This is a genomic window from Rhodopila sp., assembly GCF_965277165.1.
In the GTDB taxonomy this organism is placed as follows: Bacteria; Pseudomonadota; Alphaproteobacteria; order Acetobacterales; family Acetobacteraceae; genus Rhodopila.
Window position 1 is genome coordinate 334,387 of the sequence record NZ_CBDICE010000006.1, and the last position, 15,086, is coordinate 349,472.

Below are 15,086 nucleotides of genomic sequence, written 5' to 3' on the forward strand. Positions count from 1 at the left end.
TGCGGCGAACCGCGAAGCCAGGATAGCAGCGAGGAATGAAGATGCCAGACAACATGCCGGCGATCAGCCTGGTGGCGGTTCCGGGACGCCGGCGACGCACCATCGAGATCGCGCAGGAGATCGAGCGGCGTGGCTTTGCCGGGATCTACTCGCCCAGCATGTTCGGCAACATGTCGTTCTGTGAGGCGCTGGGGTGGAACACCACGACGCTGCGGTTCGGCACGGCGATCGCGCCGATCTATCAGCGCACGGTGGGCGATTTCGCGCAAAGTGCGGCGGTGATGCACGAGATCTCGGGCGGGCGGTTCCGGTTGGGGATCGGAGTGGCGCACGGGCCCTCGCACGTGCGCATGGGGGTGACGCCGGGCAAGCCGCTGGGCGACATTCGCGGTTTCGTAGAGAAGTTCAGGGCGCAGGACGGGGTGGGACCGCTGCCGCCGATCATTGTCGCGGCGCTGCGGCACAAGATGGTGGCGCTGGCCGGTGAGATCGCCCAAGGGGTGGTGTTCGCCAATGCGTCCTTGTCGCACATGGCGGCGTCATTGGCGGCGCTGCCGGCGGACAAGCGCGACGATCCCGGGTTCTTCATCGGCAACATGATCCCCGTCTGCATCAGCGACGACATCGAAGCCGCCAAGGCGGTGAACCGGCGGACGCTGGCCAGCTACGGCCTGCTGCCGAACTACCGGAACTACTGGAAGGAAGCCGGCTACCGGGAGGAGATGGAGGCGATCGAGCGGGCCATCGCCGAAGGCCGCCAGGGTGAGGTGGTAAACTGCTTGTCGGACCGATGGCTGGCCGACAATACGCTGTTTGGGCCGGCGGCGAGGGTGCGAGACGGTGTGCAGGCGTGGCACGACGCCGGGGTGCGCGACCTGGTCATCGTGCCGTCGTCGGCCGCCGGCAACCAGATCAAGGCGCTGGAGGAAGTGTTCGCGGCGTTTGACTGATACTGGCGGCTGATGTGGTTGGCTGGGGCGGTCGATTGAGGCGGCCGGGAGCCGTTGCCTTGACCAATGCCGCCGCCCCGGCCACCGTTGCCGATCATTTCTGAAAGGACTTTGTTGATGGCGACCCATGAGGGCCTGCGCTTCGGTGTCTTCCTCGCCCCGTTCCATCGCGTCGGCGACAACCCCACGTTGGCGATCGGGCGCGACCTGGAACTGGTGCAGTGGCTGGATCAACTGGGCTACGACGAGGCCTGGATCGGTGAGCACCACTCGGCCGGGTGGGAAATCATCGCATCGCCGGAGATCTTCATCGGCGCGGCGGCGGAGCGGACGCGCCACATCATGCTGGGGTCGGGGGTCACCAGCCTGCCGTATCACCACCCTCTTTTGGTGGCGCAGCGCTTCGTGCAGCTGGACCACATGACGCGCGGGCGGGCGATGCTGGGGTGCGGGCCGGGGGCGCTGGTGTCGGACGCTTACATGATGGGCATCGAGGCCGAACGGCAGCGCGAGATGATGGACGAATCGCTGGGCGCGATCATGGCGCTGCTGGCGTGCCGGGAACCGGTGACGATGAAGACCGACTGGTTCGAGCTGCGCGATGCCAGGCTGCACCTGAAGCCGTACACCAAAGGCGGGTTTCCGATCGCAGTGGCGAGCGCCACCACGCCGGCCGGGGTGCTGGCGGCCGGCAAGCATGGCGTCGGGCTGTTGTCGCTGGGCGCCGGGCTGCCGGGCGGATCGGCCAAGCTTGCGGATTACTGGAAGCTGGGCGAGGCGGAGGCGGCGAAATACGGCAAGACGCTGAACCGCGACGACTGGCGCCTGGTGGTCAACATGCACTGCGCCGAGACCGACGAGTTGGCGATGGAGGAGGTGCGCCGCGGCGAGCGGGTGGAAACGCTGTCCTATTTCAGCGAAACGCTGGGGCGGCCGCCGATGCGCAGCGAGAATCCGCTGGCCGAGGGTCTGGCGGCAGGCTCGACGTTGGTGGGCTCACCGGAAACCATTGCCGCGGGGATCGAGCGGTTGCTGGGCTTCACCTCGGGCGGGGCTGGGGCGGTGCTGTTCCGGTCACACGAATGGGCGAACCGGGAACAGACGTTGCGCAGTTACGAGCTGTTCGCGCGCTGGGTGATGCCCAAGTTCCAGGGCAGCATCGAGACCACGATCGGGTCGCGCGAGTGGTGCAGCGAGAACCGCAGCGGGATCTTCGGGCCGGCGATCGGGGCGTTCCGCAAGGCGTTCACCGATGCCGGGCAGGAGGTGCCGGAGCATATCCGCAATCGGGTGCATACCGGGAAGTCGGATGTCTCGTGAGCGGCCGGCATGCGCTCGCTTGGCGTGCTGGTGGTTTTGTTGGGGGTGGGGGCGTGCTCGCCGTACGATCCGCCGCTGCAGGGTGACCACGCGTCGGCCAAGTACAACACCGATCTGGAGGCGTGCCGCAAGTCATCGTCGCACGCGGTGTATCTGCGCAATGCGCGGGCGCCGGGTCCCTGGATCATCTCGCCGATCACCGGGCCGCCGGCGGTGCGGGCGGCGATCAGGATGTGCATGACGGGCAAGGGGTACGTGCTGACCAAGACCGAGGATTGACCGAAGTCAGGCAATCGTTCGCTGCCCCCTGGTCGCGCTGCGAGGCCAGCGCGGCGTTGCGGCCCACTCGGGTGAACCGGCGATCCACAGAGATCACCTCGCCGACGCAGATCACGCTGCGCACGCCGTCGGTATTTGCCCGCGGCAGCAAGACGATCATCCAGCGTCAGTTCCATCCGGGTCGTGTCAGCGCCGCATAGCCGGCCGCGAAAACATCGTCCACCTGGGAACCAGCCGATTCTGATCGCGCACGGCAACGAATACGAAACCCGCAGGTCAACTTATTTGTTCTGCACCAACCGCGTACGCTCGGCATCATAAAAACCCAGTGGCGAGCTGCAGCGTTGATCGCTGCAACCAGCCACGGGCCACACAGCAGGAGAACCACTTGGCCCGCAAAGCAGGCGTTCCATCCGCATCCGATCCCGCGCGGCAACCGGTGCGAGCGGTGGATCGAGACCAGCCGTTCAACGACCCGGTGGCCTATGGCAATGGGCCTCAGGACTCAATTACCGACGCTTCGGAAAACGCCGCGATCACCCACCATTCGGTCGAGATCGGCGGCACGTTGATCCAATACACTGCCAAGGCCGGGCATCTCGTCATCGTCGATGCCAGCAGTTCCAAGCCGGACGCGAAGATTTTCTACGTTGCCTTCACCAAGGATGGGGTGGAGCCGACCGCCCGAGCGGTCAGCTTTTTTTACAACGGCGGGCCGGGATCATCGTCGGTTTACGTGCTGCTGGGTTCGTTCGCGCCGATGCGGCTGAAAACCGCATTGCCCGACTTCACTCCGCCGGCGCCATATCAGATCGAAACGAACCCGGATAGCCTGCTGGACCGCAGCGACCTGGTCTTTATCAACCCCGTCGGCACCGGGTATTCGGCGGCCATCGCGCCAAAGGTGAACAAGGATTTCTGGGGCACCGACCAGGATGCAACGTCGCTCAAGCAATTCATCAAGCGCTACCTCACGGCGAATGACCGCTGGAATTCGCCGAAGTTCCTGTTTGGTGAATCCTACGGCACCGCCCGCACCGCGGTGCTGTCGTACATGCTGCACGAAGATGGCGTCGACCTGAACGGCCTCACCATCCAGTCCTCCATCCTGGACTACGCCAAGGCCGGCAATCCGGTCGGTGCGCTGCCCACCTGCGGCACCGATGCCTGGTACCACGGCAAGGTCAGGCTGCAGCCGCCGCCCGGAGACCTGGCGTCGTACGCGGAACAAATGATGCAGTTCGCGGCTAAGGATTATGCCGCCGCGCTGCGGCAGATGCCGCATCCCAACCCGGATACGCTGCGCGGGCTCAGTCAGCGGATCGGTATCGACAGCGAAACGCTGTTGACCTGGAACCTGAATGTCGCGGCCGCCAACGACATCGGCACGTCGCTGTTCCTGGTGACCCTGTTGAAGGATCAGGGCCTCGCGCTGGGGTCCTATGACGGCCGCGCGACCGGTATCGACACCGGCATCGCCGCCACGATCGATCCAAAGTCGGGCGGCAACGATCCGACCATGACGGCGGTCAACGGCGCCTATACCGTGATGTGGAACAGCTATCTGAACCACGATCTGCGCTACACCTCCTCATCGTCGTTTACCGACTTGAACGACCAGGCCTTCGCGAACTGGGATTTTCATCATGTCGATCCGACCGGCGCGCAGAAAGGCATAGACGCCAACGGCAACGTCATCCTGTATACCGCCGGCGATCTGGCCGCGACCATGAGCCTGAATGTCGACCTGAAGGTGTTGTCGGCCAATGGTTATTATGATTTCGTGACGCCGTTCCACCAGACCACCGAGGATCTTCAGGCGATGCCGCTGGCCAGTACGGCCGTGCGTCGGAACCTGACCGTCCGCTACTATCCGTCGGGCCACATGATTTATCTCGACGCGGGCTCTCGCACTGCGCTGAAGGACGATCTCGGCAGGCTTTATGACAGTACGACCAGCAACCATGCCGCGGTGGCGCGGATCCGCTCGCTGCAGCAGCGGAAGCGGCAGGGTCCTGACGTCTGACCCCAGGCTTGTCCAAGGAAAATCAAAGCGGAGAGGAACGAATTTCACCATGGTCACGCATCATCTGCAAAAATTCGCTCGCAGCTATCGCCCCGAACCCACCGCCAAACGGATCGGGGATATTTCCGGCAAGGAACCGATCCAGCTGACCATCGTGCTGAAGCCTCATGCGCCGGTTGAAACGAGTCCGCGGATCATGAGCCGAGCGGATTACGGCAAACGGCACGGTACGAGGCAGGATGTCATCGACGGCGTCGTCGAATATGCCAAGAGCCATGGCCTGCAGGTGGACGAAACCAGTCCCACGGCCCACACCGTCAAGCTGTCCGGCACCTATGCCCAGGCGCAAAGCGCGTTCGAGCCTGAAAGCATCGGCATCTATCAGATCAACGGTCACGACGTGATCGCCCGCTTCGGTCATCTGGCGGTGCCGACGCAGATGGCCGAACATGTCGTTGCCGTCATGGGATTCGACCAGCGCGTTGTCGCCCGGCCGCACTTTCGCATCCGTCCGCGCGCGACCACTGGTGTATCCTATGATCCTGCCGCGATCGCCGCGCGGTATGAGTTTCCCACCGATCTGACCGCCGCCAACCAGACCATCGCCCTGATCGAGCTGGGTGGTGGTTACGATCCGGCACAAATGTCGGCGTACTTCGCCAGCAAGAACGTCCGCCGGCTCGGCACGCTGGAAGCCGTGCCGGTCGATGGCACGCAGAATGCGCCCCAGAGCGATCCGAACGGACCGGACGGCGAGGTGCAATTGGATATCCAGGTTGCCGGATCAGTCGCCCCATCGGCCAACATCGCGGTCTACTTCAGTACGCCGCAAAGCCGGGGTTTTCTGGATGCGGTCAGCGCCGCGGTGCACGATACCACGCGCTCGCCCTCGGTGATCTCGATCAGTTGGGGCGGCCCGGAAACCGGATGGGACGGGCAGGATATCGACGCCATGGACCAGACGTTCCAGACCGCCGCCAGCCTGGGCATCACGATCTGTGCCGCATCAGGCGACAGCGGCGCGACGGATGGCGATGCGCAAGGCGCCCTGACGGTGGATTTCCCCGCCTCCAGCCCGCATGTTCTGGGGTGTGGCGGCACCAGGCTGCCGCGCCGGGGAGCCGAGGTCGCCTGGAACGATGGCGCCCAGGGGGGTGCCACCGGCGGGGGCTACAGCACCCATTTCAATCGTCCGGATTGGCAGAGCGGCAACAGCCAGACCGGCCGCGGCGTGCCCGACGTCGCCGGCGTTGCCGACCCGGTCACCGGCTACAACGTCGCGGTCGACGGGCAGGATACGGTTGTCGGCGGCACCAGCGCGGTGGCGCCGCTTTGGGCGGGGTTGATCGCGCTGTGCAATCAATCGGTGGGCAAGAACTTGGGCTTCCTCAACGCGACCTTGTATGCGAACCCGAAGACGTTTACCGACATCGTCAAGGGTAATAACAACGGCTATAGCTGCACCGTCGGCTGGGACCCGGTGACCGGTCTGGGGTCACCCAATGGCAGCGCGATCCTGGCAGCGATAAAAAGCAGCCAACTCGTCGCGTGAACTTAGCCAGCCGCGTATGGCCGGGCTGGAGCAAAGCCCCAGCCCGCTCCTTAAACGTTACTCCGCCGCCAAGTTGGGGCGGGGGATGTCCGTCGAATAGCGCGGATGCACTGGTGCGTTGGCCATTTCCATGAGTCCTTCCGATCCGAGGCCGGCGGCGAACTCGACAAACCCGCACCGCCCGGACGGCGAGAAGTATCTCGCCAGACCGAATTGGCAGACCGATGAACCTTTTTTCGCTGTCCTGCGATTGGACGCGGATCAGGCGGCTTTCAGGGCGCGCCGAACCGCCGCGGGTTCGCCGTCGATCACCTTGAGATAAGCCCATGCCGCCGCATCCGGCTGCCGCCGGCCCTGTTCCCAGTCCTTGAGCGTGGCCGGCGGGATGTGGAACTGTGCGGCGAACTGCTTCTGCGACAGGCCAAGCCCTTTGCGGATCATTTGGACCCGCAACGCCATGCCGTCGGCATCGGCGAACGGCGCTGCGTCGGGATCGTGAGCGATGTCCTGCGCGATCTCTGCTTCGGTCATGCTATTGACCCGATTCCAGTCGACCGACCGGATGATGTCTTTGTGTGTCTCCGGCGTCACCGTCGTCCGCACAGATTTAGCCATCGTTTGACCCTCCTTTCCTCGATGCGGTGAACGGTGATGATATGCCGCACCTTGCCGCGCAGCGTGTAGACGCACTGGAACCATCTGCCTTCGACCTCGCCAAACGCCCGCTGGCGGACCTCGCCGTAATCCTTGCGGATATCCTCGATCTCGCCGACGGCATGCGCCAGGACAACCGCCGCGAATGCCAGGGGAATGCCACGCTCCTGAGTGTTCGCGGCGTCCTTTACGGGATCAAAGCTGATCTCCATGCCCAATGTACGATACGGCACTGCCGTCTAGCTGTCAAGTCCCGAAACACGCGGCCGAACAGACCGTCCGCCACCGCAAAGCCATCACCCAGGCTGATGCCCAGCCCCTGGCGCTATTCGTTGTGAAATGAACGGAGTTTGAGCATGAAGTCGCCTACTTGCATCAGTAGTAGTCCATAAGCTCCACGTTGTTCAGTCCCAGCTGCCCGTCTGCCCATCCGAAGCTGAGCCGCTATTGATGATCAGACTGCTATTAGTGACCCTGGCCGCCCGGTGTGACAACATAACAGCAGCGTCGACAACCCGCGAGCAGGTGCTCGGCGCGCTCCACCTGCGCCGGCGCGAGGAGCCGCGCAAACAGTGCGAGCTCGGAACGGCAGAAACCCTGACAAGCGGCAGCGGCGGCGCAGATCGGGCAGTGGTTTTCCACCATGACGTAGGTCCCGTCGTCGAGGTACGAGGCGTCCGCCATATACCCCTCCGCGGACCGAAGCCGCACCAGCCCTGCCAAACGCTGTTCCAGGGTTTCGGCGCCCCGCAGCGCCTGTTCATACTTTTCCGCCATCGTTTGCTCCCGCCGGGCAAGCATGCGGGTAAGCCCAGCCTCACCGAATTCACCGCGAATCGTCTCGATCAGCTCGACTGTCATTTGGGCGTGGGTATCGGGAAAACGGCCGTGGCCCTTCTCCGTCAGAGACCACTTATGACCCGGTCGCCCAACCCCGGTGGCGGTCCTCGTGTGGTCCACCAGCTTTGCGCCCGCGAGTTTCGTCAGATGCTCCCGAGCCGCTTGACGCGTGATCCGTGCTCGTGCGGCGAGATCGCGAGTCGTCGCCGGGCCGCGGGTCTTCAATTCAAACAGCAGCTGGTCAGATGTCGACTGCAACACCCCTCCTGTTAAGTTTGGCAAGGAAAGCATTGCAAAAATACGTCAGCCCGTCTATCGGCTAATTTGTCAACTGGGGGGTTGTCAAATGAGCCAAGGTCAAACGGCCGGAAGCTGGACGGACGTGTTGGCCGAGGGCCGCCTGCCGCGCTTCGTGCTGATTTGCCTGGCTGTCTGGCTGAATGCCGCCGACAGCCTGATCGCCGCGACCATCATGCCGAGTATCGGACGCTCTCTCGGCGGATACGCCTACTTCGGCTGGGCCACGTCGGGTTACCTGATGGGTTCGGTGCTGGCGGCCGCGAGTTCCGGCGTATTGGCCCTGCGGCTTGGTCTGCGCTCTGCGACAGTGGCGGCCGCCCTACTTTATGCGGGCGGATGCGCGTTGAGCGCCGTGGCTCCGGAAATTTTCACGTTCCTTGCGGGGCGTATCTTGCAGGGTGTCGGCGGCGGGTGGCTCGCCGGCCTCTCCTCGGTCGCGATCGGACTGCTGTTCGCCAACCGCCTGTTGCCGCGCGTCTACAGTGCGATCAGTTCGGTCTGGGGTGTGGCGGTTCTGATCGGCCCCATGCTGGGCGGTCTATTCGCCGACGCCGGCTCCTGGCGCGCGGTGTTTTGGCTGTTCGCCGTCCAAGGTGCGATCGTCGCGGCTGCCGCCTGGGTCATGCTGCCGGCCGGCAACGCGGCGGCCGCGACCGATCGGGTGGCATGGCGGCCACTCAGCATGATCGGCGTCGGCATCATCCTGATCGCCGTCGCGGATCTCACGGGCGACTTCGTCGGCACGACCGCGTTCATCGGCCTAGGCGTCGCTGCGTTCCTGCTCGCGCTAAAGCTGGACGCGCGCCGCGACGTGCGCCTCTTCCCGCACGGGTCGGGTGATCCCCGCACCGTCCATGGCGCTGGGTATGCAACGATCTTCCTGCTCTACGTCGCGACCATGGGGCTGTTGGTTTATGGGCCGGCGGTGCTGCAGACCTTACGGGGTCTCTCGGCGCTGGCCGCGGGGTATGTGGTCGGTGCCGAGGCCCTGTTCTGGACCGCTGTGTCCCTTCCAGTGGCGGGACTCACCGGAAAATGGCCGAACCGTCTCATTCGTGGGGGCGTCTTACTGATCTTTGTTGGGTTGGCATGCTGCGCGTTGGTCTTCGTTGACAGCGATCTCGCCTGGGTCGTTGTTGCCAGCGGTTTGATCGGTGCGGGGTTCGGCCTGTCCTACTCGTTCATAAGCCAAGCCATCCTGGGCGACCTCTCCGACGAGGAACGCGCCATTGGAGGGGCCGGCATCGCTACAGTGCGATTGACCGGGGCGGCAGCGGGTTCGGCGATGGCCGCGGCGGTCGCCAATCTCGCCGGGTTCGCCCATGGCTTCTCCACGCCCGCGGCACGAACCGCCGGGCTTTGGGTGTTCCTCGCCGCACTGCCGGTGGCGGCGCTGGCATGCATTACCGCTTGGCGCGTGGGTTCACCGCTTGCCGCCCGCGCCCCGGACCTTAATTAAGTTGATCTCGGCGCGCGCGATGTCGGCTTCCCACTAGCTTCAGGCATACACAGCCTACAGGCGCGCCGGCTAGCCAGCGGGATTACCGCGTGCCACCCAAAGCGACAGACTACTCCGCCGCCACCTTGTGGCGGGCGATGTCTGTCGAGTAGCGCAGATGCACCGGTGCGTCGGCCTCCCATGGGTCCTTCAGGCCGAGGCTGGCGGCGTATTGCTTGACCGCCGGCATGACCTCGCCGCACAGCAACTGGATGCAGCGGCGGCGGTCGTCCTTGCTGACGGTGCCGTCGTTGCCCCAGACCGCCATGATGCCGGGGCGGGTTTCCCTGACCAGATATTTCAGCCGCTCGATCACCTGGTCTGGGGTGCCGGCGATGATCATGGTATCGGCGACCTGTTGTTCGAAGGTCGGCTGACCGCGCGGGTTCTTGGCGCGCCCGACGGCGAATTCGACGAAGCCGCGGCGGCCGGACGGGGAGAAGTAGCCCGCCGGGTTGGCCCAGACCGGATTTGCCAGACCGGTGAATTCACCTTGCATCCACATGAATTGCCGAGCGTTGTGCAGGGCTTTTTCCTCGGTGTCCTGAACGTGGACGCGGATCAGGTAGCCGAAATTTTCCGGCCCGGCGGTGTAGCCGACCTCGGCCGCGGCCTTGTCGTAGGTTTCGTGGATGGTCTTGGTCGCCTCGATCGAGGTGTTCAGCGCGATGTAGGGATAGCGCTGCTGGGCGGTCCAGATCACGGTTTCCTTGGACAGCACGCCCGGTATCCACACCCGTGGATACGGCTTTTGCAAGGGCAGCGCCCAGGGGTTGACCACGCGCTGCTGGTAGTGGGTGCCCTCCCAGCGGAACGGTCCGTGCTGGGTCCAGGTCTTCTGCACCAGGTCGTGCGCCTCCATGAAGCGCTCGCGGTTGAAGGCGGGGTTGACGCCGTTGGCGAGCTGTTCCTGACCGCCGCCGCGCACGAAGCCCGATACCAGACGGCCCTTGGAGATCATGTCGATCATCGCTAGTTCCTCGGCGAGCTGGACCGGGTTTTCGGTCAGCGGCAGCGGATTGCCGAGGATGACGATCTTCACCCGGTCGGTGACCGCGGCCAGGATCGAGGCGAACATGTTGGTGCGGGCCTGCATGCAGAACGGCGCGTTGTGATGCTCGTTCAGCATGATCCCGTCGGCGCCGGATTGTTCGGCCAGGATGTATTCTTCCAGGTATTCGTTATACAGCCGGCTGCCGGCGACCGGATCGTAGTGGCTGTTGGAAAAGTTCAGCGCGGTGGCGCCGAAGTCGAGGCCGGCCTGGGCGTCGTAGGCCGACATCGGCTGTTCGGTGAAGTACATCATGTGCATGGCGGAAGCCTCCTTCAGCGCTGAGACAGGAAATCGATCGCCAGCTTGGCGACGGCATCAGGTTTTTCCATTTCGGCGAAATGTCCGCATGCCGGAATGGTGGTCAGGGTGGCGACGGGCAGCGCCCTGGCGTAGGCCTGTCCGGCGCTGAGCGGAACGATCTGGTCGTCGTCGCCCCAGACGATCAGTGCCGGCGACTGCACGCCGCCCAGCAGATGCGGCAGCGTCTGGCTGTACATGTAGGGTTTCCAGGCGACCCGGAAACTCATTTCGCGGGCGATATCCCAGGCTTCCAGTTGATCGGTGGTGACGTCGCCGTAGACCGCGGCGAACGCCGCCTCGTCGTGGAAGCCGGAGCGTGGATAGACGATGTAGGACACGATCGACTGGTCGGCGATGTCGCCTTCGGGCGGCTTGATCCCCATGGCGCCGACCAGCACCAGCTTGTGGTAGTCGCGTGGCGCCAGGCTTGCCATTTCGGCGGCGATCCAGCCGCCAAAGCCCAGGCCGACCAGCGACACGCCGGACAGGTCGAGCTCGGTCAGCAGCCAGGCGTGCACCGCGGCGATGTCGCGTGGATGGCGCATCCATTGCGGGCGTTCGGATTTGCCCCAGCCCGGGTGGTGCGGGATCAGAACGTCGAATTTCTCCGCCAGCGCGTCGTAGAATGGCAGGCGGTCGACGGTGCCGATATCGTGATGCAACAGCAGCACCGGCGGTCCCTTGCCGGCGCGCGACACATGCAGCTTGGTGCCGGCGATTTCCTTGACCGTGTCGGTCCAAACGACGCTCATTCTTGGTGTCCTCTTCGGCCGATTTCGCGTTCGAGGATACTCACCGGTAGCGTGATCTGTCCAATCCGGTCCGGCTGTGCCCGCTGGGTGGGTTCCGGCCGCGCTCGCCGGGAGGCTTCGCACCACGTCCGCCGGGCGGCTTCCCGCCACGTCCGCCGGACGGCTTCCCGCCACGTCCGCTGGGTGGCTTCAGACCACGCCCGCTGGCGATTTCGGACCACGTCCGCTGGACGATTTCAGATCACGCCTGCCGGGCGAAGGCGGCACAAGGCGGCCTCGGTCTCAGTCTCGATCTGGATGGTGGTGTGACCGATGTGGAAGCGGTCATGCAGGGCGGCGGCGAGTTCGTCCAGGCTGCGCGGCGCGGTGCCAGGATCGCACACCAGGTGGGCGGTCAGCGCGGTCTCGGTGGTGCTGAGGCCCCAGATGTGCAGATCATGGACCTCGCGCACGCCGGGCAGCGCGGCGAGCCAGTCGGCTATCTCCTGCTGGGTGAGCCGGGCGGGTACGGCGTCGAGCGAGAGATCAAGGGATTCGCGCAGCGTGCTCCAGGTTCCGGCGACGATGACGCCGGCGACGGCGAGGCTGGCGAGCGGGTCGATCCAGGTCAGGCCGGTGAGCCGGATCGCCAGCGCGGCTGCGACCACGGCGATCGAGACCAGCGCGTCGCCGGCGAGGTGCTGGAACTGGGCGCGGATGTTCAGATCGCTGTCGCGGTCGCGCATGAACAGCAGGGCGGTGCCGCCGTTGACCAGGATGCCGACGGCGGCGACCGCCATGACGATGCCGGAGGCGACCGGTTCGGGGTCCAGCAGGCGGCGGATCGCCTCGAAGCCGATGGCGCCGACGCTGATCAGCAGGACGCCGGCATTGATCAGCGCGGCGAGGATGGAGCTGCGGCCCCAGCCATAGGTGCGCCGAGCCGTGGGCGGGCGTCGGGTCAGCCAGGCGGCGCCCCAGGCGAGCAGCAGCGCCAGCACGTCGCCCAGGTTGTGGGCGGCGTCGGCGACCAGGGCGACCGAGTTGGCGGCCAGCCCGAACACGACCTCGGCCAGCACGAAGGCGGTATTGATCGCGGCACCGATGGCGAAGGCGGTATCCATTCGGGCCGGGGCGTGGTGGTGGCCGCCGCCGTGGGCGTGATCGTGGCGGTTGTGGTCGTGCGAAGGCGCGCTCAGGTGGTCGTGCGAAGGCGCGTTCGGGCGATCGTGCTGGGGCGCGTTTGGGCGATCGTGCTGGGGCGCGTTTGGGCGATCGTGCTGGGGCGCGTTCGGGCGATCGTGCTGGGGCGCGTTCGGGCGATCGTGCTGGGGCGCGTCGGGTAGACTCATGGTGGCTATCTTGCCATGACAGCTTCGCTCGTGCCACTCACGGGTGACGAATTGGTGATGAGGTTTGCCCATCGCCACGCCCATCTGGGTGGTTCTCTGTCCATCTCACGGAAAGGCTATCGCGCCGGGTATGCTGGCCAGCTCGATCTCCTCCCTGCTGGCCCTAGCCGGCCACTCCGCGCTGTTCCAGGCGGTGGCGATCATCCTCGGCACCTTCATCCTGGAGGACGCCGCGACGGTAGCGGCGGCGATGCAGGTGGAAAGTGGTGGGCTGTCGCCATGGCTGGCGCTGGCGTCGTTGTATGTCGGCATCGTGCTAGGTGACCTGGGCCTCTATGGGCTGGGCCGGCTGTCGGCGCGCATCCCCTGGGTTGCCCGGCAACTGCCGCCGCGCCGGCAGGAGGTGATCCGGTCGTGGATATCGGGGCGGATCTTCAAGGTGGTGTTGGTCAGCCGGTTCCTGCCGGGGCTGCGGCTGCCGACCTACACCACGTGCGGCTTCGTCGCCGCCGATCTGCGGCAGTTCGCCATGGCGGCGGTGGTCGCCACCGCGTGCTGGACCAGTCTGTTGTTCGCCACCTCGCTACGAGTGGGACATTTCCTGATGGATCATCTGGGGGCCTGGCGCTGGGCCGGCGCGGCGGGATTTGTCGTGTTCATCATCGTGGCCGGCCGCGTCGCGGTGGCCGGCCTGCAGGGCGCGCGGCGATGAGTTTGGACACCGCCGTCCCGGTTCCGCTTGTCGCCGAAAAACGCGGCAGCCCGCTGTCGTTCTTCGAGTTCTGGCCGGGCTGGCTGTTCTACACGCCGGTGGTGATGCACTGGGTGTTGCTGGGCCTGCGGCACGGCGATTTCAGCCTGCCGACGGCGGCCAATCCACGGATCACGACGGGGGGACTGTGCGGCGAATCCAAGTTGTCGATCCTGTCGCAGGTGGGTGCCGAGGGGCAGGCTCTGGTGGCTCCGGCCTGTGGCGTGGTGGCCCAGGCCGACGCCGGCGACGCGGCGGAAGCGGCGATGCGGACGCTGGGGGTGGATTACCCGGTGGTGGCCAAGCCCGATATCGGCTGCAACGGCACCGGGGTGCGGCTGATCCGCGACCGCGGCGGGATGGACCGCTATCTGGCGGCGTTTCCGCCCGGCGAGACCGTGGTGCTGCAGCATTTCGTCGAGGAAGCCAACGAAGCCGGTATCTTCTACGTCCGCCGCCCCGACGAAGCCCGGGGCCGGATCACCTCGGTCACCATCAAGACGCCGCCGGTGGTGGTGGGTGACGGGCGGTCCACGCTGCGGTCGCTGATCCTGGCGGACGAGCGGGCGCGGCTGGTGCCGCATCTGTATTTGGCGCGGCTGGCGGATCGGCTGGAGTCGGTGCCGGCGCTGGGCGAGGCGGTGCAGCTGGTGTTCGTCGGCAACCACTGCAAGGGTTCGATCTTCCAGGACGGTGGCGGCCTGGTGACGCCGGCGCTGACCGCGGCGATCGAGCGTCTGGCGCGGTCGGTGCCGGAGTTCTACTTCGGGCGGATCGACGTGCGGTTCAGCTCGACCGCGCAGCTGCGGCGCGGGGCCGGCTTCAAGGTGATCGAGATCAACGGCGTGGGATCGGAGGCGACGCATATCTGGGATCCGTCGACCAAGCTGTGGGACGCGTGGCGGACGCAGTTCTTTCATTACGGCGCGGCGTTCCGCATCGGCGCGGCCAATCGGCGGCGCGGCTTTTCGTCTTCGGGGGTGCGGCGGATGTATCGCGACTGGATGAACCAACGGCGTTTGATGGCGCTGTATCCGCTGAACGATTGATGCGTGTCTTGTCGCTGCCGGGCGGCTCGCGCTGGAGCGGCCGCAATGGGCGATGATGTCTCCGAGCCGCCTGAAATCGAAGAATTGCGGCGCGCCGCCGAGTGGCGGCGGCGAAGGGTTGACGCCGACCCCGGTGATGCTGCCAGCGCCGTCGCGGCCGGTTTGCTGGAGCGATTGGCGGACGATCTGCAACGTAACGATCATGCGGCGCTGTGGACCGAGTTGCGCTCGATCGGCAACTGGCTGGGCGAATCGGACGCGATCTCCGATTATGCCGATCTGGCGGGGGATTACCGAGCGCGGATTGGCGTATCGGCGCATCCTGGGAACGGGGCGGACTATCTGCGTGAGCTGCTGGCGATCGCGCGTGGGCTTGGGTAACAGGGGGTGCGTTGCGACTCGCTGCCCGAGCGGCGAATGGTCGGGCCGG

17 protein-coding genes are annotated in these 15,086 nt (G+C 65.5%); 11 read left to right on the forward strand and 6 right to left on the reverse strand.

Annotated features, from left to right (window positions below; translation table 11 throughout):
• Window positions 1-35: 35 nt before the first annotated feature.
• The 6 genes from ACQY4Y_RS13195 to ACQY4Y_RS13220 all read left to right on the forward strand — a co-directional run bounded on the left by ACQY4Y_RS13195 (window position 36) and on the right by ACQY4Y_RS13220 (window position 6,127).
• Window positions 36-950 carry an LLM class flavin-dependent oxidoreductase gene (locus tag ACQY4Y_RS13195; RefSeq protein WP_428491073.1) on the forward strand — a complete coding sequence of 305 codons (915 nt, stop codon included), beginning with the start codon at window positions 36-38 and terminating at the stop codon, window positions 948-950.
• A gap of 117 nt (window positions 951-1,067) precedes the next feature.
• Window positions 1,068-2,270: an LLM class flavin-dependent oxidoreductase gene (locus tag ACQY4Y_RS13200; protein ID WP_428491074.1), complete on the forward strand. Its 1,203-nt coding sequence runs from the start codon at window positions 1,068-1,070 to the stop codon at window positions 2,268-2,270.
• A gap of 9 nt (window positions 2,271-2,279) precedes the next feature.
• Window positions 2,280-2,549, forward strand: a complete 270-nt coding sequence (locus ACQY4Y_RS13205; RefSeq protein WP_428491075.1) for a hypothetical protein — start codon at window positions 2,280-2,282, stop codon at window positions 2,547-2,549.
• Window positions 2,546-2,749 carry a hypothetical protein gene (locus ACQY4Y_RS13210; protein ID WP_428491076.1) on the forward strand — a complete coding sequence of 68 codons (204 nt, stop codon included), beginning with the start codon at window positions 2,546-2,548 and terminating at the stop codon, window positions 2,747-2,749. The genes ACQY4Y_RS13205 and ACQY4Y_RS13210 overlap by 4 nt, the downstream gene beginning before the upstream one ends.
• A 188-nt stretch (window positions 2,750-2,937) precedes the next feature.
• Entirely contained in the window at window positions 2,938-4,575 is a 1,638-nt protein-coding gene (locus ACQY4Y_RS13215; RefSeq protein WP_428491077.1) for a S10 family peptidase, read from the forward strand.
• A 49-nt stretch (window positions 4,576-4,624) separates the two neighbouring features.
• Complete coding sequence (locus tag ACQY4Y_RS13220) at window positions 4,625-6,127, forward strand: S53 family peptidase (RefSeq protein ID WP_428491078.1); 1,503 nt, start codon at window positions 4,625-4,627, stop codon at window positions 6,125-6,127.
• A gap of 261 nt (window positions 6,128-6,388) precedes the next feature.
• Here ACQY4Y_RS13220 and ACQY4Y_RS13225 read toward each other — a convergent pair whose 3' ends face one another.
• From ACQY4Y_RS13225 to ACQY4Y_RS13235, 3 genes are all read right to left on the reverse strand, one after another.
• Entirely contained in the window at window positions 6,389-6,658 is a 270-nt protein-coding gene (locus tag ACQY4Y_RS13225) for a helix-turn-helix domain-containing protein (RefSeq protein ID WP_428491079.1), read from the reverse strand.
• A 56-nt stretch (window positions 6,659-6,714) separates the two neighbouring features.
• Window positions 6,715-6,993 (reverse strand): BrnT family toxin, encoded by a 279-nt coding sequence (locus ACQY4Y_RS13230; RefSeq protein ID WP_428493634.1) that lies wholly within the window; start codon window positions 6,991-6,993, stop codon window positions 6,715-6,717.
• Window positions 6,994-7,246: 253 nt separating this feature from the next.
• Window positions 7,247-7,879 carry a helix-turn-helix transcriptional regulator gene (locus ACQY4Y_RS13235; protein WP_428491080.1) on the reverse strand — a complete coding sequence of 211 codons (633 nt, stop codon included), beginning with the start codon at window positions 7,877-7,879 and terminating at the stop codon, window positions 7,247-7,249.
• An 88-nt stretch (window positions 7,880-7,967) separates the two neighbouring features.
• On the opposite strand from ACQY4Y_RS13235, the gene ACQY4Y_RS13240 reads away from it, so the two are divergent.
• On the forward strand, window positions 7,968-9,380 hold the full coding sequence (locus tag ACQY4Y_RS13240) for an MFS transporter (protein WP_428491081.1): 1,413 nt from the start codon (window positions 7,968-7,970) through the stop codon (window positions 9,378-9,380).
• A 109-nt stretch (window positions 9,381-9,489) separates the two neighbouring features.
• On the opposite strand, the gene ACQY4Y_RS13245 is transcribed toward ACQY4Y_RS13240, so the two are convergent.
• The 3 genes from ACQY4Y_RS13245 to ACQY4Y_RS13255 all read right to left on the reverse strand — a co-directional run bounded on the left by ACQY4Y_RS13245 (window position 9,490) and on the right by ACQY4Y_RS13255 (window position 12,628).
• A complete protein-coding gene (locus ACQY4Y_RS13245; RefSeq protein ID WP_428491082.1) occupies window positions 9,490-10,731 on the reverse strand; it encodes an LLM class flavin-dependent oxidoreductase in 1,242 nt (413 codons plus the stop codon).
• A gap of 14 nt (window positions 10,732-10,745) precedes the next feature.
• Entirely contained in the window at window positions 10,746-11,525 is a 780-nt protein-coding gene (locus ACQY4Y_RS13250) for an alpha/beta fold hydrolase (protein ID WP_428491083.1), read from the reverse strand.
• 236 nt (window positions 11,526-11,761) lie between these two features.
• Window positions 11,762-12,628: a cation diffusion facilitator family transporter gene (locus ACQY4Y_RS13255; RefSeq protein ID WP_428491084.1), complete on the reverse strand. Its 867-nt coding sequence runs from the start codon at window positions 12,626-12,628 to the stop codon at window positions 11,762-11,764.
• A gap of 18 nt (window positions 12,629-12,646) precedes the next feature.
• On the opposite strand from ACQY4Y_RS13255, the gene ACQY4Y_RS13260 reads away from it, so the two are divergent.
• The 4 genes from ACQY4Y_RS13260 (at window position 12,647) to ACQY4Y_RS13275 (ending at window position 15,037) form a co-directional block, all read left to right on the forward strand.
• On the forward strand, window positions 12,647-12,850 hold the full coding sequence (locus ACQY4Y_RS13260; RefSeq protein ID WP_428491085.1) for a hypothetical protein: 204 nt from the start codon (window positions 12,647-12,649) through the stop codon (window positions 12,848-12,850).
• Window positions 12,851-12,986: 136 nt separating this feature from the next.
• Window positions 12,987-13,568, forward strand: a complete 582-nt coding sequence (locus ACQY4Y_RS13265) for a DedA family protein (RefSeq protein ID WP_428491086.1) — start codon at window positions 12,987-12,989, stop codon at window positions 13,566-13,568.
• Complete coding sequence (locus ACQY4Y_RS13270; protein ID WP_428491087.1) at window positions 13,565-14,656, forward strand: D-alanine--D-alanine ligase; 1,092 nt, start codon at window positions 13,565-13,567, stop codon at window positions 14,654-14,656. Before ACQY4Y_RS13265 ends, ACQY4Y_RS13270 begins: the two co-directional genes overlap by 4 nt.
• A gap of 45 nt (window positions 14,657-14,701) precedes the next feature.
• The gene (locus ACQY4Y_RS13275; protein WP_428491088.1) at window positions 14,702-15,037 is read left to right on the forward strand and encodes a hypothetical protein; all 336 of its coding nucleotides are present in this window, start codon (window positions 14,702-14,704) and stop codon (window positions 15,035-15,037) included.
• Window positions 15,038-15,086: the final 49 nt, after the last annotated feature.

Excerpts from the sequence above, each read along its gene's own strand:
- ACQY4Y_RS13270 (WP_428491087.1), top strand. The coding sequence starts at position 13,565 with ATGAGTTTGGACACCGCCGTCCCGGTTCCGCTTGTCGCCGAAAAACGC.
- ACQY4Y_RS13230 (WP_428493634.1), bottom strand. The coding sequence starts at position 6,993 with ATGGAGATCAGCTTTGATCCCGTAAAGGACGCCGCGAACACTCAGGAG.
- ACQY4Y_RS13250 (WP_428491083.1), bottom strand. The coding sequence starts at position 11,525 with ATGAGCGTCGTTTGGACCGACACGGTCAAGGAAATCGCCGGCACCAAG.
- ACQY4Y_RS13195 (WP_428491073.1), top strand. The coding sequence starts at position 36 with ATGAAGATGCCAGACAACATGCCGGCGATCAGCCTGGTGGCGGTTCCG.
- ACQY4Y_RS13275 (WP_428491088.1), top strand. The coding sequence starts at position 14,702 with ATGGGCGATGATGTCTCCGAGCCGCCTGAAATCGAAGAATTGCGGCGC.
- ACQY4Y_RS13200 (WP_428491074.1), top strand. The coding sequence starts at position 1,068 with ATGGCGACCCATGAGGGCCTGCGCTTCGGTGTCTTCCTCGCCCCGTTC.
- ACQY4Y_RS13220 (WP_428491078.1), top strand. The coding sequence starts at position 4,625 with ATGGTCACGCATCATCTGCAAAAATTCGCTCGCAGCTATCGCCCCGAA.
- ACQY4Y_RS13205 (WP_428491075.1), top strand. The coding sequence starts at position 2,280 with ATGCGCTCGCTTGGCGTGCTGGTGGTTTTGTTGGGGGTGGGGGCGTGC.
- ACQY4Y_RS13240 (WP_428491081.1), top strand. The coding sequence starts at position 7,968 with ATGAGCCAAGGTCAAACGGCCGGAAGCTGGACGGACGTGTTGGCCGAG.
- ACQY4Y_RS13245 (WP_428491082.1), bottom strand. The coding sequence starts at position 10,731 with ATGCACATGATGTACTTCACCGAACAGCCGATGTCGGCCTACGACGCC.
- ACQY4Y_RS13265 (WP_428491086.1), top strand. The coding sequence starts at position 12,987 with ATGCTGGCCAGCTCGATCTCCTCCCTGCTGGCCCTAGCCGGCCACTCC.
- ACQY4Y_RS13225 (WP_428491079.1), bottom strand. The coding sequence starts at position 6,658 with ATGACCGAAGCAGAGATCGCGCAGGACATCGCTCACGATCCCGACGCA.
- ACQY4Y_RS13255 (WP_428491084.1), bottom strand. The coding sequence starts at position 12,628 with ATGGATACCGCCTTCGCCATCGGTGCCGCGATCAATACCGCCTTCGTG.